Raw genomic sequence first — 19,639 nt, forward strand, 5'->3', positions numbered from 1 at the left:
GTGCATGCAGAGTCGTTCCTGGCCGACCTTCAATCCCGTGCTCCGGGCCTTGCTGCTGATGGGACTTTCAATCAATGCTGCGCACGCGGCCACCGGCAACTGCGCGGCCCTCGGACGCTTGCCGCCGGTGATCGAAATCAACGAAGGCTGGCAACAGGACATGCAGTCACCGGTGGCGATCACACGCCTGGCCATCGGCGATCCGAAAATCGCCGACGTGCATGCCAATGGCAATTCCTCGTTCCTTCTGACCGCCGTGGCGCCGGGCGCGACCAGTCTCATGGTCTGGACCGGCTGCTCCAGAGAGCCGCGCCAGAGCATGGTGTTCGTCAAGGGCGCCGCCACCTCGGCCCTCACCAACACCAGTGCGCTGCCGTCGGATGATGCGCTGTTGCCCTCGCAGGTGCAGACCGACATTCGTTTCGTCGAAGTCAGCCGCACCAAGCTCAAGCAGGCCTCGGCTTCGCTGATCGGCACCCGCGGTAATTTCCTGTTCGGTTCCCCCGGCACCCTGCCGCCCATCGACGGCGTTCCGCAACCGCGATTGCCGGTGGACAACTCGCTGTTCAACTTCTCGTGGATCGGCGGCAAGACCATGGCGATCATCAATGCCCTGGAAGGCAGTGGGTTCGCCTACACCCTGGCGCGGCCAAGCCTGGTGGCTCTCAATGGGCAAAGCGCAAGCTTCCTCGCAGGCGGGCAGATTCCGATACCGGTGCCCAGTTCCGGCAGTGACAACGTATCGATCGAATACAAGGAATTCGGCATCCGCCTGACCCTGACGCCCACCATCATCAGCCACGATCGCATCGCCCTGAAGGTGGCGCCGGAAGTCAGCGAACTGGATTTCAGCAACGCGGTGAACATCGCCGGCACCACGGTGCCCGCCCTGACCATTCGCCGCACCGACACCAGCATTTCCCTCGCCGATGGTGAGAGTTTTGTCATCAGCGGTTTGATCAGTACCAGTAACAGTTCCCAGGTCGACAAGTTTCCCGGGCTGGGCGATATCCCGGTGCTCGGGGCCTTTTTCAAAAGCTCGCAGATCAAGCGCGAAGAGCGCGAGCTGCTGATGATCGTCACCCCGCATCTGGTGCGCCCGCTCTCGGCGGAGGCGCAACTGCCGTCGTTGCCGGGTGAAAAACTGCGCAACTACGACCCGAATTTCTACCGCATGTTCTTCCTGGAAAACGGTAACTTCGACAAGCGCAGCGGGTTGTCCCAATGAGCCAGAGCCTGAGTCAGACCTTCCTCGCCATCACCCGCAACAGCACCGATCTGGAATGGCTGCAAAGCGCGCTTGCACCGCTGGGCCAGGTGGTCAGTGCCGGTGGCGGCAGTCTCGACGAATTGCTCGCTCTGGTGGACGTCACCTTCGCCAGTCTGGTGTTCGTCGGCCTCGACCGCGAACACGTGGTGGCCCAGAGCGCGCTGATCGAGGGCGCGCTGGAGGCCAAGCCGATGCTGGCGATCGTTGCCCTCGGCGACGGCATGGACAACCAGTTGGTACTCAACGCGATGCGCGCCGGGGCAAGGGATTTCGTCGCCTATGGTTCGCGCTCCAGCGAAGTGGCCGGGCTGGTGCGCCGCTTGAGCAAGCGTCTGCCGCCAGCGCCCCACAACACGCAACTGGGTGGCCTGACGGTTCTGTACGGGGTGCAGAGCAGTTCCGACGGCGCGTTACTGGCTAACCATATGGCGCTGGTGGTGCAAAAGAGCGGGCAGCAGACGCTGCTGCTGGATCTCGGTCTTCCCCGTGGCGACAGCCTGGCGTTGCTGGGGCTGGAGAGTTCGTTCCACTTCGGCGATGCCTTGCGCCACCTGCGCAGGCTCGACGCCACACTGATCGACAGTGCATTCACCAGCACCGAAGCGGGGCTGCGGATTCTGGCGTACGCCGACAATGACGAACCGCTGGAGAGCACCAGTGCCGCCGAGCTGTTCATGTTGCTCAGCGCGTTGCGCCAGCACTTCCAGCACATTGTCGTGAACCTCACCGGCCAGCCCGACAGCGAAGCCCTGCGCACCTTTGTCAGCCATTGCGACAAGCTGATCTGGTACACCGACCAGAATGTTCTCGATTGCCGGCGCAACCTGGCGGTGTTCAATCTGTGGCGGGAAAAAGGCATGAAGCTCGACCACGGGCGGCTGCTGGTCGATCGCTATTTGAGCAACGTCGCGCCGGATGCGGACACCCTCGGCAAGACCTTCAACCTGGAAGTGATCGCGGTGCTGGCCTTGAGTCCGGAGCTGCGCATGAATGCCAAGAACCAGGGCGTCAGCCTGTTTGAACTGGCACCCCGGGAGAAACTCACCCAGAGCCTGCGGGTGCTCGGCGAACGGCTGGCCAAACGCTCCGAAGGCTTGGCCAAACCCAAGGTCACCTGGTTCGACCGGTTGCGAGGCACCTCATGAGCCCGGAAAAACTCTTCGGTGCACCGGCGCGGGGCCAGTCGGGCAACACCGACCACGAAGGTCTGAAACTGGTCCTGCATCGCTACATCATCGATGCCATCGAGGAGTCCGGAAAAAACCTGCTGGAAGGTTCGCGGCAGTTGCTGGCGCAATTCGTCACCGACAAGGTCGCCGAATACATCGCCCGTCTGCATCTGGCGATTTCGCGCTACGAGATGGAGCGGCTGGCGGAAGAAATCGTCGATGAACTGACCGGATTCGGCCCGCTGGAAGTGCTGCTGCGCGACACCGCCGTAACCGAAATTCTGGTCAATGGCCCGCACCGGGTGTTCGTCGAGCGCGAAGGCGTACTGCATCAGAGCGACCTGCGCTTCATCGATGCGCACCACGTCGAACGGGTCATGCAGCGCATTCTCGCGCCACTCGGTCGGCGGCTGGACGAGTCTTCGCCGATGGTCGATGCACGTCTGCCGGACGGCAGCCGGGTCAACGCGATCATCCCCCCGATCGCCCTCGACGGCCCGTGCCTGTCGATTCGGAAATTCCGCAAGGACATGCTCAAGAGCAGCGACCTGATCGCGATGCAGACCATCGACCTGCCGATTTTCGAGTGCTTCCAGGAGGCCGTGGGCAAGCGCTGCAACATCCTGATCAGCGGCGGCACGGGCACCGGCAAGACCACGCTGCTGAATATCCTCAGCCAATTGATCAACCCCCACGAACGATTGGTGACCATCGAAGACGTCGCCGAGCTGCAACTCGGCCATCCCCACGTGGTGCGTCTGGAAACTCGCCCGCCCAATGCCGAGGGCCATGGCGAGGTCAAGGCCAGCGACCTGATCCGCAACGCCCTGCGGATGCGTCCGGACCGGATCATTCTCGGCGAGATCCGTGGCGTCGAAGTGCTCGATGTGCTCACGGCGATGAACACCGGTCACGACGGTTCAATGAGCACGGTACACGCCAACAACGCCCAGGATGCACTGCTGCGGCTGGAAACCCTGGTCGGCCTGACCGGGCGCTCCGTGGCCGAACGCACCCTGCGGCAGATGATCTGCGCGGCACTCGACGTAATCATTCAGTTGACCCGCATGCCCGATGGCAGGCGCTGTGTCAGTGAAGTGGTGGAAGTGGTCGGCGTGCGTGAAGACGTCTACGTCACCAATACCTTGTTCCGTCTGGATCGACGCACCGGTTTCGGCTTCCTGCGCGAAGCGGTCAACCCGGCCGGCGACAAGTTGCGGCACGAGTCGAGTCTGGGCTGAGCGCATGGAGCCTTCGTCATGATCGGACCGGTGATCCTGATCGTCCTCTGCCTGCTGTTGCTGGGGCTGTCGATTCGACTGTTCCTGCAGGGCGTGCGCAAGACTGCCAACGAGCGAGTGCTCTCTCGCCTCGCCGCCGGGCAGCCGCAAGCAGCCGCCGAAAAATCCTCGTGGACCGGGCTGGAGCGGATGTTCCTGCGCGCCGGCCTCGGCCGGCCGAACGAGCACTTTGGGCTTTGGCTGTCGTTGTGGGTCGTGGCCATGATGCTGGGTTACCTGCTGGCCGACTGGATCGGTCTGCTGGTGCTGATACTGGCGCCGCCGCTGATTTTGCGGTTGTACATCGCGTGGCGATATCGTCGCCGGCTCAATCGGATGATCGAACAGTTGCCACAGTTGCTCGACCACACCGTGCGCAGTCTCAAGTCCGGCCGGACCCTGACCGATGCAGTGATGGGCGGCATCGAAACCAGTGAGGATCCGTTGAAAACCGCAATGGGCCGGGTGCAGCGCAACGTGCAGTTGGGGGTGAACCTGCCGGATGCGGTCAGTGATTTTGCCGAGCTCTACGAGCAGGACGAACTGCGCATGTTCGCCCTGGGCCTGAAGGTCAACCATCGCTACGGCGGCAACGCCAGCGAGTTGCTGGAGAACCTGATCAAACTGATTCGCGAGCGCGACCAAGGTGCCCGCCAACTGCGCGCCCTGACCGGCGAAACCCGGATGACCGCGTGGGTACTCGGATCGCTGCCGGTGATTCTGGTCAGCTACTTCATGCTGACCAATCCCGGCTACATGCTCGGCATGTGGAACGACTCGGGCGGTCGGACCATGTTGATCGTTGCGGTGGTGTTGCAGGTCTCCGGTTGCCTGGCGCTGTGGCGCATGTTGAGGAGTGTCTGACATGGTGATGCTGGCCAGTCTCATGTTGTTGCTCGGGGCACTGTTGCTGGTCGGCAATCACCTGCTGACCGAGCGGCGTCGGGTGCGTCAGGTCAACCAGCGTCTGCAGGGGCACCTGGTGCGCGAGAACCGTTTCGGCAACTGGTTACGGGCGCTCGGCAGCAGCCGGTTCGGCCAGCGCTCGGTGAGCATCGACAGCGAAACCCAGACCCTGCTCAGCCGTCTCGGCTGGCGCCGCGCCAGTGAGCGCTCGTTGTTTGCCGCCTGCCAGATCGGCACGCCGCTGCTGACACTGGGGCTGGGGCTGTTTCTGAAGGAAGTATTTTTCCCCCTCGCACCCAACGGCTGGCTGGTGCCGATGATCGCCACCGGCGTCGGCTATCTGCTGCCCAAACGTCTGTTGGCGTATGCCGCTGCCCGTCGGCAGAAAATCATTTCGGTGGAAGTGTCGACGTTCATTCCGCTGCTGCGGATCCTGTTCGAGTCCGGCATGGCCGTCGAGCAGGCCCTGCGCGTGCTCAGCACCGAAGGGCAAAAACTACTGCCGGAGCTGACCAGCGAACTGCGCCTGATTCTGGCCCGTGTCGACTCGGGCCTGGAACTCGGGCAAGAGCTGAACAAAGCGGCCGTGATGCTGGCAGTGGATGAGTTCACCGACACCTGCGTGATCCTGCAACAACTGATTCAACAGGGCGGCGGTGCGATGAAATCGCTGCTGGCGCTCAAGCAACTGCTGGATGACCGGCGCCTGACACGCTTGCAGGAATACATCTCGAAGATGTCGGCGAAGATGTCGGTAGTCATGATGCTGCTGCTGTTTCCGGCCTTGCTGATCGTTTTGGCGGGCCCCGGTTTTACCGCAATCACCCGGGCGTTTGCGTCCTGAGAATGACAATGGCGATGGAGAGCGATGGATGAAAGCACTGATGGTCGTGGCAAGTCTGTTGCTGCTCGGCGGCTGCGCAACGGACGGTCAGGCGCCGTGGACGACGATGCTGGCGCCGGCCAGTTGCAGCAAGTTGAGTTCCGAACAGGAGCTGTCGCTGAACCTGGCCGATGACCTGGTCAACGACGGCAAGCTGCACGCCAGCCTGGCCAACCTGCAGGGCCTGCCCGACAACCTCGTCGAAGTGCGACTGCGCAAGGCCAAGGTCTATCGCCTGCTGGGGCGCAGCGAAGCCGAGCCGTTGTATCGCAGCCTGCTCGGCACGTGCCTGAACGCCGACGCCGAACATGGCCTGGGCCAGCTGTATGCCGCCCGTGGCGACAACGGCCAGGCACAGGCCCACCTGCAACGGGCGGCGCGGCTGGCGCCGACCAATGAAAACATCCGCAACGATCTGGGCGTGGTGTACCTCAATCAGCTGCGGCTCGAAGACGCTCGTTTCGAGTTTCTGACGGCCATCGAGTTGAAGCAGAACAATCAATTGGCGACGCTGAATCTGGTCACCCTGTTGCTCTATCAGAACAACTGGCAGCAGGCCGCGGAAGTGGTCAGCCGCGCGCACCTGACCCCGGAGCAGTTCACCGATGCCCAGGAACGCGCGGAGAAACTCAAGTCGCCGGTCAAGGCCAGACCCGTCGCTGGCAATCAGGTCGCGGTGGCGGCTGACGCGCAACCGGCGACGATCAAGTGAGCCTCAAGGAGGTGCCATGAACACGTTAAAAACGCTGTGCTGCCTGAGCCTGCTGAGTCTGCCGCTCGGCGCGCTGGCCATCGACGCCGGCCCGGCCTCGGCCCAGCAGCAGGAAACCGAAGGCTGGCTGTTGCTGCAAAGCCGCAACAAGGCCGCGTCCCCCGATCCGCAGGCGGCCACGGCCACCGAGCGTGAGCTGGCGATGCAGCGCTGGCTGAAGAAGTACCAGTACGAAATCCCCGACTTCTATGACCCGGATGCCGGGGGCAAAATCGAGACAAAAAACTGATTCGAGGAAGACGCCTTGGCGACTGTCCCGGTCGACCCAAGGGCCGCCGGGGACATCAATCAGTGCGCCGTAACTCGCTGCCGCAGAGCCGCCGCACTCGGCGACAAGGCCAACGCCAGTTGCGTGCGGTTGTGCATGTGAGTCAGACGCAACACTTGCGAAACGTAGAGCTTCACAGTGTTTTCGGTAATGCCCAGCTCACAGGCAATCTGATAATTGGTTTGACCCTTGCCCACCAGGCGCGCCACGTCCAGTTGCCGTGGCGACAGCTGATTGAAGATCTCGGGAATCTCCAGTTCACCGGCCCCACGGGTGGCTTCGTCACTGACAGGAGCCGGGCCGCGACGCACCTTGTCCAGATCCTGATAGAGATCATCGATGGACGACGACAGATCCTGAAGCTTTTGATTCAGATGGCCAAGTTGCAGGGTTTTCTGCCGTTCCTGCAACACCGCTTCCTGGCGTTGCAGGCCTTCGAGCAGTTCATCCAGATTGACCGGTTTCTGGTAATAGTCGGCAATCCCGGCGCGCAGGGCCTTGATCACGTCCTGCTTGTCCGCCCGACCGGTGAGCATGATGGCTTCGAACGCCCGGTGTTTGCCGGCCAGCCGTTGCAGTTCCTGCACCAGTTGAATGCCATCCATGTCCGGCATGTGCAGATCGCACAGCACCAGTCCGATCGCGGTGTCAGCCGTAAAACGCTCGATCGCCTCCTTGCTGGACTCGCACGGAACACAACGGTAGCCGCTGCTCTCGAGAAATTCACAGAGTTCTTCGACGATCAGAGGCTGATCATCGACAACGATGACTTTTACCGCAGATGTAAGCTTGTTCACGTGCTGCTCCATGCCCGGGCCAAAGCTGACCATTCCTGTACTGTCAGCCACTGGCTGTATAACTCGTTACTTTGAAGGTAGACCCACTTTCCGACTATGTACATAAGACTAGTGGCGCTTGGCGACTAATGGATCCAAGGTAGTGCAAGCACAAATCCGATCAGCACGAACGGCGCAAATGGCAGCTTTTTTGACATGGATGGCGCCATACATCGAAGTTGATGCCTAAGCCCTTGACTCATATGCAGCCAGACTCTTGGCGCAAGCAGAATCCAGATCAGGCTCGCCGCACCCGCACCGATAAAAATCCCGAGCAGCGAGACGCCGTCCGTCGCAAGACCAAGAGCTGTCATTAGTTTCACATCACCGGCGCCCATTCGGCCCAGAAAATACCCGGGCAACGTGAATGCCAGGGCCACGACACAAGCCCAGCCTCCCTGCCCGGCTTCGGCGCCCATCCAGGTGGTACCGAAAGACAGCAGATAGACCAGCGCAAGGGTCCCGACACCCAGCGTCAGGACGTTGGCAATCCTTCGTTGCCGGGCGTCCTGGGCCGCGCAAGCCGTCAACCAGATCAGAAGGACAAGGCTCTGCATGCGGTAAAAACCGTCCGTTTTTGCTGAATGATTCTATGCTGATACTACGCAGTGACTGTCAGGGTAGACGCACGGATGAAAACCGGCTCTCGGAAGGCGCAAAAAGGTGCGGTGGCGATCGAGTTCGCCCTGGTGTTCGTGATCTTTTTCGCGGTGTTTTACGGTCTGGTCAGCTATGCCCTGCCGTTCGTGCTGATGCAGACGTTCAACCAGGCCACAGCCGAAGCCATACGCCGCGCCGTGGCGGTTGACCCGACAATTCCCAACTATTCAACCGTGGTGGTCAGCACCGCCAATGCCGCGCTGAGCCAACAATTGTCGTCAACGCTGCCTTCTCTGAATGTAGTGGTCGGCACTGATACGTCAACGGTCTATGACCCGACGGCGGGCACGCTCACCGTCAGCGTCAATTACCCGGTGAGCAAACTCAATCAGGTCATTCCGTTTCTGGTGTTGCCGGGCATCGGCGCGGTCCCCAGCCTGCCCACCAACCTGACCGCCATTTCGAGCCTGAAATTTTGACCCCGGGTGACAACCTGCTCGGCCGCCTGCTCAAGCGGGGCATGGTCGCCAGCGATTTGCCAGACGCACTCGGCACCCCGCTGACGGGCCTGCACATCCACCTCGACAGCGAAGGCGGCGTATTGCAAATGGCTGGCCCGTTACGCCTGCTGCTGACGCAACAGACGCCCCGTGACAAACCGTTGCCGTTGCGCGACTACCTGCTGGCGCACAGCACGCTGGCCATCGAGGGTCGGCCGCAGGACTGGCAAGGCCACCTGCTGGATCTGGACTTCCCCGGCCTCGGCGAGCAGACCTTGCAACTGCGCGGCTGGGTTCAGCCGCTGGGCAATGGCTGGCTGCTGCAACTGATCGACATCGCCGACCTGTTGTCCGAACGCCAGCAAGCGCATCAGCGCGAGGCGTGCCACATGATCGCCGAGCAGATCAGCAAGCAGTTGCGAAGCTGCAGCCTGGGACGATTGCCGATGCTCGTCAGCGAACAATTGCAAGTGATCGCCCAGCGCTGGCAGATCCCGTGCCTGGCACTTGCCCTGCTCGATGAACAGGAACAGGGCTGGCAGATCCATCAGCAATTCCACGCCCATGACGCCCCGGCGCTGTGGCATGACGGCCAGCGTCTGGGCACGCCGCTCGACAGCCTCAATGGCACCGGCCCGCAACGCCTGGGTGAACATTACGGCCAGTACGAACACTCGCGGGTCCAGGGCCTGTTCGGCAATGCCGAAGGCTTCGCCGTGCCCTACAGCGATGATCGAGGCGTGATGGCGTGGCTGCTCTGCGGTTTTTACGCGGTGGACAAGACCGCGCCGTACCTGACCGACCGCGACTGGCTGATGCTGGCGGGCGCACTGGCCGGGCCCCTGCTCGGTCGCTTGCGCGAACAACAGCATCAACTGCAACTGGAACGACTGGAGTCACTGCAGTTGCTGCTCGGCACAGGCTGGTGGGAAATCAGCAGTAGCGAGCAGATTCAGCTGGCCCCGACGCTGGCCGCCACTCTGCAACAGGACAGCTCGACGTTGACGCTCGACACTTGGCTGACACTGATCCATCCCGCCGATCGCGAAGAGGTCCGCAGCCGCCTGCAAGCATTGCAAATGCACGGGGAAATCCTCGACCTGTGCGTGCGCCTGCATGCTCGCGACGCGAGCCAGACGCCGGCGTGGTATCGCCTTCAGGGGCAAGTCACCGGCACCGGCGAGCATCGGCGGCTGGTGGGTTTCATGCTCGACATCAGCGACATCAAGAACCAGCAGCAACTGGCCACCGCCGCCCATGCGCGGCTGGACAACCTGATCGCCAGTTCGCCGGCGGTGATTTACGTCCAGCACTACGTCGAAGGCGCCTTGCTGCCGGCGTTTTTCAGCGCCAGCCTGCAACCGCTGCTGGGCTGGAGCCTGGAGGACTGTGACGCCAGTGCACTGGCAGAGCGGATTCACCCGGATGATCGAACCCTGTATTTCGAACGCACCCGGCAACTGCTGCGCGAAGGCTCGGTGCGCGCCCGCTATCGCATGCGTGACAGTCGAGGCGACTATCACTGGCTGCTCGACGAAGCCCGGCTGCTGCGCAATGACCTCGGTCTGCCGGTGGAGGCCGTCGGTCTGTGGCTGGACGTTACCGAAGCGACGCTGGCTGCCGAGCAAGTCAGACAGAGTGAGGAACGCTACCGGATTCTGGTCGAGGACTCGCCGGCGATGATCTGCCGCTATCGTCCGGACCTGATCCTGACGTTCGGCAACCGGCCGCTGGCAACCTATCTGGAATGCGCTCCCGAAGACTTGGCCGGGGTCGATCTGGGCAGCTGGATGTCCGACGTTCAGCGCGCGGCCTTCGTTGAGCGCCTGGCGCAGTTGACTCCGCAATCTCCCGTCAGCACCGCCGAAATCAATCTGCAATTGCCGGGGCGCGAACATGCGTGGTGGGTGTGGTCGGATCGCGGCGTGTTCGATGAGCACGGCAAACTGATCGAAGTCCAAGCCGTTGGCCGCGACAACACCGAAGTGCGCCGCTCCCAGCAGCAACTCACGCAAAGCGCAAAAATGGCCACCCTTGGCGAAATGGCCACCGGTCTGGCCCACGAAATCAATCAGCCGCTGAACGTCATGCGCATGGCCATCGTCAACGTGCAGAAGCGCCTGAGCAACGGCGATGTGCAGATCGATTACCTGACCGACAAACTCAATCGCATCGACGCTCAGGTGCAGCGCGCCGCCAAAGTGGTGGATCACATGCGGGTGTTCGGTCGCCGCTCCGAGATCGAGCAGCAGCTGTTCAACCCGGCCAGCGCCATCGAAGGCACGTTGTCACTGCTGGCCGAAGGCATGCGCGGCAAAGGCGTGGATTTGCGCATCAGCGAGACCGCGTTCGAGGTTCAGGTACGCGGGTACGTCGATCAGCTTGAACAGGTGCTGATCAACCTGATGGTCAACGCCCGGGATGCGCTGCTGGGCAAACGCGAGTGCGACCCAACGTTCAAGCCGTGGATTGCGATCTACGCCGAGCGCGACGAGCAGAAGGTGCGACTCTGGGTCGAGGACAACGGCGGCGGTATCGACCCGCGTCTGCTGGAGCGGATTTTCGAACCGTTCTTCACCACCAAACCGATAGGCGTCGGTACCGGCCTTGGGTTGTCGGTGAGTTACGGGATCATCGAGAACATGGGCGGCCACTTGAGCGTGCACAACTCGGCGGACGGTGCACGGTTCTGCATCGAACTGCCGATCGCCCCCGACGACTAGATCACCAGATACGCCTTGCCGGTCTGGCCGCAGGTCATGTTGGCGCCGACGTCGACATCCATCAGATTGATCCCCAGCCCCTTGAGCAAATTGTTCAGCAACGGATCCAGCAACGGACTCACCAGGTCGGTGATCACCGGTTGCAGGATCGTCGTAACATCGCTGATCAGGCTGGCGACGCCTGTGACAATCGCCCCCAGCGGGTTGCTGCCCTGGGGTTTGTAGACGATCAGATTGATCCCGGCGAGGGTGCTTGCCAGGCTGTTGACGATGTTGCTTGAGGGCGCGGCGGCAATCACGCTCGGCGGCAGTTTCAGGTTGGGCGGTGTGGCGAATGGTGTGGTGCTGGAAAACACCAGGTTCTGGGTGTTCTGCGCCACGCTGGTGTTGACCATGATCGCGATGCCGCCGGCGCCGTATGGCACGTGAGTGCTCGGGTCACAGCTGCCGATCCCCAGAATCTTGTGGCAGGTCACCGTGCCCAGATCCACCAGCGGCAACGGTGTGACGGTGGGTTGGGCGGCAGATGAAAAGGCGTTGGTCGGATCGATCTTGCCCACCTTGAGATCGGCAACCGAGGTGATGGTGCGGGCCGTCAGGCTTTTGGTGCCGGTGTTGTCAGTCGGGCAACTGTAATCGGTGACATAACTGATGGCGCCGCCGGCATCCAGGCTGATGTCGATCTGCGGCGAGGGCAGCAGCTTCGGGTCCAGTTGTTCACAACCGGCGCCGAGCAGGCAGCCGACCGAATTCAGTGTAGCGACCAGATTGAGGCTCAACAGCGCATTGAGCGTCGGTGTCAGCGTGCCAACCAGTCCGAGTACCGCATTGGCCAACCCGGTTACCCCGGACAGTACCGGCAGATTTACCGAAAGCAGCGTGCGAATCTGCGCGGTGCGCACATAAATCCGGTTCGGCCCGGTGGGGTTGGCCTTGGCCAGCGCCGGATCTCCGATGGCGGAAAACTGTGGCGGCTCGATGACCTTGACCCGCACTGTGACATTCGCCAGCCCCAGCACGTTGATCGGCAGGGTCGCGGCCACCGCACTTTTGCTGTTGGCCAGTTGAATCACACCCTGAACCAGTTGCAGCAACTGCAGATTGGCATCCAGCCCGGCGGCCGTGGTGCCGGTCTGCAATTGCAGGATGTCACCGAGTTTTACCGGCGCGGCATTGATCGCCGCCACTTGCAGCTGGCCCAGCGCAGTAATCACTTCAGCGGTGGCGCCATTGAGCTGCACAGCCGTAATCGCGGCCTGGATCAGTTGGGTCACTGTGGCCTGGGTATTGAGCAACTGGGTGTAATTGCCGGCGGCGACGTTGAGGTTGATCGCCAGTTGGTTCAGATAACTGAGCAGGTTGATATCGGTGTTGAGCAAGCCATTCCACCCCACGGCCGTCAGGTTGACGTTACCGCCAAGCAGCCCGGAAAACAGCGGGTTGAGGATGTTCGATTGCGCGGTGTTGATGCTGGCCAGGTTACTGCGGATGTTCAACTGAGCGACGGTCGGCTTGGGTTTGGCCGCCACCGCCGAAGCATAAAGCACGGTGTTGAGACTGACCGGTGTGCCACTGAACAACGCCTGCACGCCGCCGGCAAAACTGGTGGTGACGGTACGGTTGGCCGCGACCTTGACCGCCTCCGATTGTGTCGCGTCCACCGTAAATGTGCGCAGGCCGGTAGCGGCTGTCGCCAACTTTCCGCAATCGATCACAAGGACGTTGGTGGCATCGGCGACAAACCCGTTGCGCGTCGCGCTTTGCCCCGCGTAACTGGCAGCGGTGAGGCCTGGCAGGCAATTGCCGCCACGGCTGACGGCTTCCAGGGCGGCGGTGTCCACCAGGCGCTGCAGTTTGCGTTGTTCCATATACAGACGGCCGGTATCCACCACCAGCAGTATCAACACCAGCGCCAGGCTGAGGGTGGCGGCCGCCATCAGGCCGATCGCCCCCCGCTGCCGGGCTGGCCCGCCGCATTGCGGATGACGCGACATGGCGCACTCCTTTGCCGGCGCACTGCCGGGCGCAACCTCCATTGGTGGATTTGAGTGTAGACGCGCTGCACCGACACTGCTGGCAACGCGCCAGTTTCACCCGCCCATAAAAAACGGGAGCCATGGACTCCCGTTTTGTTTGCGCAGGCTCAGCGCGGAGGGTAATTCGACAGGATCCGCGCCACCGTCTCGCGGATGGCATTGCTGCGATCCGCCGGGTTCGGCGTGCGGCTGAGCATTTGCTCGTCGCTGCCGCGCCACACCAGTTTGCCGTCCTTGCCGTCGAGCAGATCGACCTGGATGGTCGCCACCTTGTAGGTGATGTTGCGGGTTTCGTTGTACATCGGTGCGCCCCAATAACCGTTCCACGGGCCACCCCAACCGCCGCCGTAGTTGGTGGTCACCTGTTGCTGCCGGTCCTCGACGATCAGGTAAGTCTGCACAAACAGATCGCCTCGGGCGCCCGAGGCGGCCGGGCGCAGACCACGCTGATCCAGTTGATCGGCGACGGCTTGCCGAATGCGTTGTTCGGTCAGGTCGCTCTTGATCCGTGGATCGTCTGGGCGGTATTGCAGGGCGGGGTCTTTCCAGCTCCAGCTGCGGTACGCGGCAAAGTCGCGGCTGGCGTCGAAGTCATGATTGACCTGGTTGGCGGCGCAGGCACTGAGCAGTGCGGCCACGGCCAGTAAAGCGAGACGGCGGAACATGGTTTTTCTCCGGTGGAAGACATGAACCTGAGGGAGCTTCTCAATTGCAGGAAGCTAACTGGGAGGATACGCCGACATGGCCTTTTCGACAGCCTCGCGAATCGCGTCGGTGCGATCACTTTGCTTGCCTTGAGTGCCGGTTTCGGCGCTGGCGCTCCAGACCGGCTGACCACTGCCGGCGTCGAACAGATCGACCCGCACCACCACGACCTGTTCCTGATAGGTACGAACGATCGGCACCGTGTTGTACATCCCGTAACCGCGGCCGTAACGGTCATAACCACCGTATCCGCCGCCGTAGTAACCGTAATCGTCCTGCACCTGACGCAGGCGGGTTTCCAGGCTCAGGTTGGCACTGACCAGCAGGTCGGCCGGGCGATTGTCATGCAACGGGCGCAGACCGCGCTGATCCAGCGCGCTGCTCACGGCTTCTGCCACTTGCGCCGAGTCCGCCCAGGCGGTGCCCGGCGGCAGCTGACCGTTGAGCCACGCCCAGCTGCGATAGCGACCGTAATCACGAGGGGGCGCGGGATAAGCGCTGCGGTCGAAGGTGGTTGCCGCTTGTGGTGGCGCCGGCGGCAACGGCCGCGACTGCGCCACGTAAGGGTTGCTGCCCTGGCAGGCGGCCAACCCCAGACAGATCAGCAGTAACCCTGAATGACCTTTCATATCTCGCTCCGATCAGATCGGCCGGCAGATCCAGTGCAAGTAGCGCCCAAGCCCGGCGAAGCTTGGGTGACGACGGTGGGCGAGCTCCATCTCGAGCAAATCAACCAATTCAGCGCGGGCCTGGAATTCCACCGGCATGTAATCGTGGAAAACCCGCACCCCGCTCTGGGTTTCGACCTGCCATAACCCGGCGAGTTGCGTCGCCAGTTCCCGTGGATCGAGCGGCTGCTGCGGGGTCAGGCTCTGCTTTTCACCGGCCATGTCGTTCTTGCGCATTTTCTTGAAATGGCCTTTGAGCAGGTTCCGGTAAATCAGCGCATCGCGGTTGTAGAACGCCAGCGACAGCCAGCCGCCGGGCTTGGTCAACTGATGCAGCACCGGCAGGATCGCGTGCGGTTCGGCCAGCCATTCCAGCACCGCATGGCACAGCACCAGATCGTAGGGCTCGGTGAGCTGGCCGAGCAGTTCCTGCCAGGGCGCCTGAATGAACGTCGCGGTTTGCCCGGCGTCGGCAAAGCGCTGGCGTGCGCCTTCAAGCATCGGCTCGGCCGGCTCGGTGAAGGTCACCTCGTGCCCGCGCTCGGCCAGCCACAGCGACATGTGGCCCAGGCCGCCACCGATGTCCAGCACCCGCAACGGACGATCCGGCAGGGTTTCGGCGAGGTCGGCTTGCAGCACCGCCAGGCGGATCGCGCCTTTGGCACCGCCGTAGATTTTTTCGGCGAAACGGGTCGCCAACTGATCGAAATGACGGTCGCTCATCAGCTGAACCGCCGTTCGCTGTCGGCGAGTTTGCTGCGCACCACTTCATTCATGTCCAGCCCCAGTTCGCTGCACAGCAGCAACAGATAGAGAACGATGTCGCCGACTTCCTGCCCGGCGTGGGCGAGTTTGTCCGCCGGCAGTTCGCGGGACTGGTCTTCGGTCAGCCACTGGAAGATTTCCACCAGTTCGGACATTTCCACGCTGGCGGCCATGGCCAGGTTTTTCGGGCTGTGAAATTGCCGCCAGTCATTGCGGTCGCGAATGGCGTGCAGGCGTTCGGTCAGTTCAACAAGGTTCATCGGGCTCTCCTGAAGGCGTATAGCTTCGGGGGGAAGCTGCGCGAAGGCAAGCGCCAGTCGCCCGTTAAAACCCTCTATGCTTGCAGGGAACTCGACCGCACCCGCTGCGGCCCAAGGCTCAGCTCTTTCATCAGGAAACAGACATGCAGGTAGAAAGCTTTTTCGAATGGCTGGGCCAGGCGCTCGGCTCGATCATCCGCTTCATCGTCGATGGCCTCAGCGGCCTGTTCAATCTGCTGGGCAACGCCGGCGGCAACTTTGTCGACGGGCTGTCGAAGGCGCTGGGCATGGACACGTCGATCATCAGCATCATCGCGCTGATCGTCGGCCTGATGCTGCTGTGGTCGGCGATCCGCGCGTTCATGAATGCCTCAATCATTGCCGGGATTATCTGGTTGCTGCTGGGATTGTGGCTGCTGAGCTGGATCATTCACTGACACCTCCCGCTACAATGCCGCTCCCCAAGGAGCCCGCATGTCCAACTTGATCGCCGACTGGCGCGACCGCCCGACCCATCGCCGGGTCTGGGCCCTCGCCGCCCCCATGATCCTCTCCAACATTTCCGTGCCGCTGGTGGCGTTGGTCGACAGCACCGTCATCGGGCATCTGCCCCACGCCCATCAACTGGGCGCGGTGGCGGTAGGTGCCAGCCTGTACACCTTTCTGGCCTGGGCCATGGGTTTTCTGCGCATGGGCACCACCGGCTTCGCCGCCCAGGCCGCCGGGCGCAGCGACGGTGCGGCCTTGCGGCAGATTCTGCTTCAGGGCCTGCTGCTGGCGATGGGGCTGGCGCTGCTGCTCGGCACCCTGGGCGTACCGTTGAGCGGGGTCGCGCTGCACTTCATGCAACCGTCGGCGGAGCTGGATCAACTGACCCGCGACTTCTTCCACACCCGGCTGTTCGGGCTGCCGGCGGCGCTGGCCAGTTATGCGCTGGTCGGCTGGTTCCTCGGCACCCAGAACGCCCGGGCGCCGCTGGCCATTCTGTTGAGCACCAACCTGATCAACATCGTGCTCAACCTGTGGTTCGTGATCGGCCTGGACTGGGGCGTGGTCGGTTCGGCCCGGGCCTCGGTGATCGCCGAATGGAGCGGCGCCCTGCTCGGCCTGTGGATGACCCGCAAGGCACTGCGCGCCTATCCCGGGCACATCGCCTGGGCCGCACTGAAAGTCTGGCAGAGCTGGCGCCCGCTGCTGGCGGTCAACCGCGACATTTTCATCCGCAGCCTGGCCCTGCAATCGGTGTTTTTCCTGATCACCGTGCAGGGCGCGCGACTCGGCGATGCCACGGTCGCGGCCAACGCGCTGCTGCTCAACGGCCTGCTGCTGACCGCCCACGCACTGGACGGTCTGGCCCACGCCGTCGAAGCCCTGTGCGGCCACGCCATCGGCGCCCGTGATCGTCTGGCCCTGCGCCGGTCGCTGGTGGTTGCCGGTGGCTGGTCGTTGCTGGCCAGCCTGGGCTTTGCAGCACTGTTTCTGTTGGCCGGCCACTTATTCATCGAAATGCAGACCGACATCCAGAGCGTGCGCGACACCGCCTTCATCTACCTGCCCTACCTGGCCGTCCTGCCGTTGATCGCGGTCTGGAGCTACTTGCTCGACGGCCTGTTCATCGGTGCCACCCGCGCCCGGGAAATGCGCAACGGCATGCTGGCGACCGTGATCCTGCTGCTGCCGGTCGCCTGGGCGCTGCAAGGTCTGGGCAATCACGGCCTGTGGATTTCATTCCTGTTGTTCATGGTGCTGCGCAGCCTGACGCTCGGAGGGCTGGCGTGGTGGCTGCGGCGCACCGATGGCTGGTTCAACGGGGCCGCTCACTGAAGCGGCGCTTCACGACGGGTCGTTGAGCCAACGCCGACGCAACAGTTCGAGCCGTTCCCGTGGGGGCAATCCTTGCGGCAGCGGCGTCAGTTCGGCACGTGGATGCTGCAAACGCAGCCACAACCAGTCGTCCAGCAACGCCTGCTCGCTGAACCCCAGTTCCAGGCCTTGCTCCTGAAAGGAAGACATCAGCCGATAGTCGTTCCCTGTCGCCTGACTCCAGCGCCAGACATGCTGATCCAGCAGGCAACGGTGCAGGCGTTCACGCTGCTGGCGGGTCAGGCTTTGCTCGATACGCAGCGGCTCCACGGCCAGCCCCGGATTGCGCAGTTGCTGCCAGCCCTGACTGCCGCCGGCCAGATCGGCCCAGGTCCCGCCGAACCAGCGCAGCCATGCGATCGGCCCAAGCCAGCAGCTCAATTGCCGGGCATTGCAGGCATCGAAAAAGTAGCTGGCGGTCTGGCGATTGTAGAAATTGAGCAGTGCCCGGTGATTCAGACCGACGGACACGGTCAGCATCCGCTGCAAGTGTTCGCGCAACAACGACGCCGAGGCCTCGCTGCCAAGCAGCAGCCCTTGCCAGGTCAGCGGATCGGCGTGGCAGAGCGCCGACAGCGCCGGGCTGTCACGCAGGTCGATCAGCCACGGGCCCTGGTCACTGACCGGTTGAAACTCCGTCCCGTCGAACAGCTTCAGGCTGTGCACACCGGCGAAACCCTGGCGCAGCGTCTGCACTGCCTGCGGCGCCTGTGCGATGTCCAGCAACAACCACTGCGCACGCTGTCCGGGGGTCGAAACACTCATCTTGCGTCGCTCGTCTTGAGCCCGCCGACCAATCGACAGCTGCACAATGACGCCGCGCAATGGCGATAACTGCCGCCACCCGGTATCAGGCACAACAACAATAACGGCTCGGCCGCTTTCAGCCATTGAGGCAGGCCCGCGCTCGCCAGACGCTCGGGCAGTGGCGGCGATGCGTCATCCTCGATGGCTTTGGTGAGTGCCGGGATCTGCAAGACACCGCTGATCACCGGCTGTTCAGGGTTGCCTTCCAGAAAGCTCACCACCACCTCTGCTCCGTCCTGCAATGATGCCATCGGCGTATCGGCCAACGCCGGAGCCAGCGGCAGCCAGCAGTGGCTGGGGCGGGCCCCTTCCCCCTGATAGAGCCAGTCGAACTGAACGGCCACCGGGCGCACCGCATCCGGTTGCGCCTCCTCGACCGATACCACCCAGGCACGTTGCGGGCTGCGCATGCGCGCCCCCAGGTGTTCAATGGGTGATCGAAACACCGGCAACCGGTCAGCGGCAAAAATCCGGTTGCTGTAAGGCGGTTCGAGCAACTGATCGGCTCGATGCTCGATTCGGCTCACCAGCCAGTGCCCATTGGCTTCTGCAAGGGGCTGGCCGGTAATCGTCAACCAGTGACCACTGCGCAGGGTTGGCGAATCGGAATGCCCCCGCGCCGTACGTGTCCGCCGCGAGCCTTCTGCGTACAGGCCGGCATGCTCGCCCAGTTGCCAGCGGCGCACTGTTGGCGACGGTTCCCCATCCCCGCAATCGAATCGCAGGTTCGCGGCGTGTGGCAGCCTGGCGGGATCGTCCCCGAACACCAGGCAATGTCCACGGTTCCCATGTTCGAAGTGATAGTGAATGCGTGCCTGCCCGCACAACCGCTGTACCAGTTGCAGATCCGACTCGCCGTACTGGGTGCAGAACGTCCGGGGCGGATACGCGCCTTGCAGGTCAAATCGGCGCCGGGTGCCACTGATACCGTGCTCCCTGAGCACCTGATCCAGAATCTGCGGCACGGAGCGGTCGCTGAAAATGCGCTGGCTGTAGCGCAGGCCCAGACAACTCAACCGAGGCCCCAGCCGCGCCCGGCACAACCGGGCGTCGCGCCCCTGTTCATGCTGGACAAGACTGTGCAACTGCCCGTGAACACCATTGCCGCAAGGCCCGAAACACAGGCGCGCCGAACGATACATCAGCCCGGCAAGGTCCAGATGCGGATCATCGACCAGCAAGTCGATCTCAAACGCAAAAGGCTCGCTGATGGCTTCGCAACCCGTGAATGCCAGGACTTCAAGCGAGTCGGACAGGCCCGCTACATCGAGACGAAACAACGGCTCGTCGGCTGGATCGAACATGGGGAATTCTCTACAGGGGGGGCG

General features: G+C 62.7%; 20 protein-coding genes. 11 read left to right on the forward strand and 9 right to left on the reverse strand.

Annotated elements, in window-relative coordinates; genetic code table 11:
• The first annotated feature begins 4 nt into the window (after nucleotides 1–4).
• From CAF74_RS28720 to CAF74_RS28750, 7 genes are read left to right on the forward strand one after another with little or no spacing between them, the layout of a single operon-like run.
• The gene (locus tag CAF74_RS28720) at nucleotides 5–1,228 is read left to right on the forward strand and encodes a type II and III secretion system protein family protein (protein ID WP_085748610.1); all 1,224 of its coding nucleotides are present in this window, start codon (nucleotides 5–7) and stop codon (nucleotides 1,226–1,228) included.
• Entirely contained in the window at nucleotides 1,225–2,415 is a 1,191-nt protein-coding gene (locus CAF74_RS28725; RefSeq protein ID WP_085748611.1) for a pilus assembly protein, read from the forward strand. The genes CAF74_RS28720 and CAF74_RS28725 overlap by 4 nt, the downstream gene beginning before the upstream one ends.
• Nucleotides 2,412–3,680, forward strand: a complete 1,269-nt coding sequence (locus CAF74_RS28730) for a CpaF family protein (RefSeq protein WP_085748612.1) — start codon at nucleotides 2,412–2,414, stop codon at nucleotides 3,678–3,680. Before CAF74_RS28725 ends, CAF74_RS28730 begins: the two co-directional genes overlap by 4 nt.
• Nucleotides 3,681–3,698: 18 nt before the next feature.
• The gene (locus tag CAF74_RS28735; RefSeq protein WP_085748613.1) at nucleotides 3,699–4,583 is read left to right on the forward strand and encodes a type II secretion system F family protein; all 885 of its coding nucleotides are present in this window, start codon (nucleotides 3,699–3,701) and stop codon (nucleotides 4,581–4,583) included.
• 1 nt (nucleotide 4,584) lies between these two features.
• Nucleotides 4,585–5,469, forward strand: coding sequence for a type II secretion system F family protein (locus CAF74_RS28740; RefSeq protein WP_085748614.1), 885 nt, complete (start codon nucleotides 4,585–4,587; stop codon nucleotides 5,467–5,469).
• A gap of 28 nt (nucleotides 5,470–5,497) precedes the next feature.
• On the forward strand, nucleotides 5,498–6,220 hold the full coding sequence (locus CAF74_RS28745; RefSeq protein WP_085748615.1) for a tetratricopeptide repeat protein: 723 nt from the start codon (nucleotides 5,498–5,500) through the stop codon (nucleotides 6,218–6,220).
• A gap of 16 nt (nucleotides 6,221–6,236) precedes the next feature.
• Entirely contained in the window at nucleotides 6,237–6,509 is a 273-nt protein-coding gene (locus CAF74_RS28750; protein WP_085748616.1) for a DUF3613 domain-containing protein, read from the forward strand.
• 59 nt (nucleotides 6,510–6,568) lie between these two features.
• On the opposite strand, the gene CAF74_RS28755 is transcribed toward CAF74_RS28750, so the two are convergent.
• Nucleotides 6,569–7,345 carry a response regulator transcription factor gene (locus CAF74_RS28755; RefSeq protein WP_085748627.1) on the reverse strand — a complete coding sequence of 259 codons (777 nt, stop codon included), beginning with the start codon at nucleotides 7,343–7,345 and terminating at the stop codon, nucleotides 6,569–6,571.
• Nucleotides 7,346–7,470: 125 nt separating this feature from the next.
• Nucleotides 7,471–7,941, reverse strand: coding sequence for a prepilin peptidase (locus CAF74_RS28760; RefSeq protein WP_085748617.1), 471 nt, complete (start codon nucleotides 7,939–7,941; stop codon nucleotides 7,471–7,473).
• 75 nt (nucleotides 7,942–8,016) lie between these two features.
• Here CAF74_RS28760 and CAF74_RS28765 point away from each other — a divergent pair, with 75 nt between their 5' ends.
• Both CAF74_RS28765 and CAF74_RS28770 read left to right on the forward strand, forming a co-directional pair.
• The gene (locus CAF74_RS28765) at nucleotides 8,017–8,463 is read left to right on the forward strand and encodes a TadE/TadG family type IV pilus assembly protein (protein WP_085748618.1); all 447 of its coding nucleotides are present in this window, start codon (nucleotides 8,017–8,019) and stop codon (nucleotides 8,461–8,463) included.
• Complete coding sequence (locus CAF74_RS28770) at nucleotides 8,460–11,207, forward strand: PAS domain-containing protein (RefSeq protein ID WP_085748619.1); 2,748 nt, start codon at nucleotides 8,460–8,462, stop codon at nucleotides 11,205–11,207. Before CAF74_RS28765 ends, CAF74_RS28770 begins: the two co-directional genes overlap by 4 nt.
• On the opposite strand, the gene CAF74_RS28775 is transcribed toward CAF74_RS28770, so the two are convergent.
• The 5 genes from CAF74_RS28775 to CAF74_RS28795 form a co-directional block, all read right to left on the reverse strand.
• Entirely contained in the window at nucleotides 11,204–13,201 is a 1,998-nt protein-coding gene (locus CAF74_RS28775; RefSeq protein WP_085748620.1) for a pilus assembly protein TadG-related protein, read from the reverse strand. The genes CAF74_RS28770 and CAF74_RS28775 overlap by 4 nt on opposite strands.
• 149 nt (nucleotides 13,202–13,350) lie before the next feature.
• On the reverse strand, nucleotides 13,351–13,908 hold the full coding sequence (locus tag CAF74_RS28780; RefSeq protein ID WP_007951006.1) for a DUF4136 domain-containing protein: 558 nt from the start codon (nucleotides 13,906–13,908) through the stop codon (nucleotides 13,351–13,353).
• Nucleotides 13,909–13,962: 54 nt separating this feature from the next.
• Nucleotides 13,963–14,577 (reverse strand): DUF4136 domain-containing protein, encoded by a 615-nt coding sequence (locus CAF74_RS28785; RefSeq protein ID WP_085748621.1) that lies wholly within the window; start codon nucleotides 14,575–14,577, stop codon nucleotides 13,963–13,965.
• A gap of 12 nt (nucleotides 14,578–14,589) precedes the next feature.
• Nucleotides 14,590–15,339, reverse strand: coding sequence for a methyltransferase (locus CAF74_RS28790; protein ID WP_085748622.1), 750 nt, complete (start codon nucleotides 15,337–15,339; stop codon nucleotides 14,590–14,592).
• Complete coding sequence (locus CAF74_RS28795; protein WP_011332275.1) at nucleotides 15,339–15,641, reverse strand: MazG-like family protein; 303 nt, start codon at nucleotides 15,639–15,641, stop codon at nucleotides 15,339–15,341. The genes CAF74_RS28790 and CAF74_RS28795 overlap by 1 nt, the downstream gene beginning before the upstream one ends.
• Before the next feature lie 143 nt (nucleotides 15,642–15,784).
• Here CAF74_RS28795 and CAF74_RS28800 point away from each other — a divergent pair, with 143 nt between their 5' ends.
• Together CAF74_RS28800 and CAF74_RS28805 are read left to right on the forward strand one after the other, a co-directional pair.
• Nucleotides 15,785–16,078 (forward strand): hypothetical protein, encoded by a 294-nt coding sequence (locus CAF74_RS28800; RefSeq protein WP_007951010.1) that lies wholly within the window; start codon nucleotides 15,785–15,787, stop codon nucleotides 16,076–16,078.
• Between the two features lie 37 nt (nucleotides 16,079–16,115).
• A complete protein-coding gene (locus CAF74_RS28805) occupies nucleotides 16,116–17,465 on the forward strand; it encodes an MATE family efflux transporter (RefSeq protein ID WP_085609197.1) in 1,350 nt (449 codons plus the stop codon).
• Nucleotides 17,466–17,474: 9 nt separating this feature from the next.
• On the opposite strand, the gene CAF74_RS28810 is transcribed toward CAF74_RS28805, so the two are convergent.
• Nucleotides 17,475–18,269 (reverse strand): DUF4123 domain-containing protein, encoded by a 795-nt coding sequence (locus CAF74_RS28810; protein WP_085748623.1) that lies wholly within the window; start codon nucleotides 18,267–18,269, stop codon nucleotides 17,475–17,477.
• A complete protein-coding gene (locus CAF74_RS28815) occupies nucleotides 18,266–19,615 on the reverse strand; it encodes a type VI secretion system Vgr family protein (RefSeq protein ID WP_085748624.1) in 1,350 nt (449 codons plus the stop codon). Before CAF74_RS28815 ends, CAF74_RS28810 begins: the two co-directional genes overlap by 4 nt.
• Nucleotides 19,616–19,639: the final 24 nt, after the last annotated feature.

This window comes from Pseudomonas sp. R45(2017) (assembly GCF_002112305.1).
GTDB classification, from domain to species: domain Bacteria; phylum Pseudomonadota; class Gammaproteobacteria; order Pseudomonadales; family Pseudomonadaceae; genus Aquipseudomonas; species Aquipseudomonas paraglycinae.

Bases quoted from the DNA above. Each gene is read 5' to 3' on its own strand.
- CAF74_RS28720 (WP_085748610.1), top strand. From the start codon at position 5: ATGCAGAGTCGTTCCTGGCCGACCTTCAATCCCGTGCTCCGGGCCTTG.
- CAF74_RS28725 (WP_085748611.1), top strand. From the start codon at position 1,225: ATGAGCCAGAGCCTGAGTCAGACCTTCCTCGCCATCACCCGCAACAGC.
- CAF74_RS28730 (WP_085748612.1), top strand. From the start codon at position 2,412: ATGAGCCCGGAAAAACTCTTCGGTGCACCGGCGCGGGGCCAGTCGGGC.
- CAF74_RS28735 (WP_085748613.1), top strand. From the start codon at position 3,699: ATGATCGGACCGGTGATCCTGATCGTCCTCTGCCTGCTGTTGCTGGGG.
- CAF74_RS28740 (WP_085748614.1), top strand. From the start codon at position 4,585: ATGGTGATGCTGGCCAGTCTCATGTTGTTGCTCGGGGCACTGTTGCTG.
- CAF74_RS28745 (WP_085748615.1), top strand. From the start codon at position 5,498: ATGAAAGCACTGATGGTCGTGGCAAGTCTGTTGCTGCTCGGCGGCTGC.
- CAF74_RS28750 (WP_085748616.1), top strand. From the start codon at position 6,237: ATGAACACGTTAAAAACGCTGTGCTGCCTGAGCCTGCTGAGTCTGCCG.
- CAF74_RS28760 (WP_085748617.1), bottom strand. From the start codon at position 7,941: ATGCAGAGCCTTGTCCTTCTGATCTGGTTGACGGCTTGCGCGGCCCAG.
- CAF74_RS28765 (WP_085748618.1), top strand. From the start codon at position 8,017: ATGAAAACCGGCTCTCGGAAGGCGCAAAAAGGTGCGGTGGCGATCGAG.
- CAF74_RS28775 (WP_085748620.1), bottom strand. From the start codon at position 13,201: ATGTCGCGTCATCCGCAATGCGGCGGGCCAGCCCGGCAGCGGGGGGCG.
- CAF74_RS28780 (WP_007951006.1), bottom strand. From the start codon at position 13,908: ATGTTCCGCCGTCTCGCTTTACTGGCCGTGGCCGCACTGCTCAGTGCC.
- CAF74_RS28785 (WP_085748621.1), bottom strand. From the start codon at position 14,577: ATGAAAGGTCATTCAGGGTTACTGCTGATCTGTCTGGGGTTGGCCGCC.
- CAF74_RS28790 (WP_085748622.1), bottom strand. From the start codon at position 15,339: ATGAGCGACCGTCATTTCGATCAGTTGGCGACCCGTTTCGCCGAAAAA.
- CAF74_RS28795 (WP_011332275.1), bottom strand. From the start codon at position 15,641: ATGAACCTTGTTGAACTGACCGAACGCCTGCACGCCATTCGCGACCGC.
- CAF74_RS28800 (WP_007951010.1), top strand. From the start codon at position 15,785: ATGCAGGTAGAAAGCTTTTTCGAATGGCTGGGCCAGGCGCTCGGCTCG.
- CAF74_RS28805 (WP_085609197.1), top strand. From the start codon at position 16,116: ATGTCCAACTTGATCGCCGACTGGCGCGACCGCCCGACCCATCGCCGG.
- CAF74_RS28810 (WP_085748623.1), bottom strand. From the start codon at position 18,269: ATGAGTGTTTCGACCCCCGGACAGCGTGCGCAGTGGTTGTTGCTGGAC.
- CAF74_RS28815 (WP_085748624.1), bottom strand. From the start codon at position 19,615: ATGTTCGATCCAGCCGACGAGCCGTTGTTTCGTCTCGATGTAGCGGGC.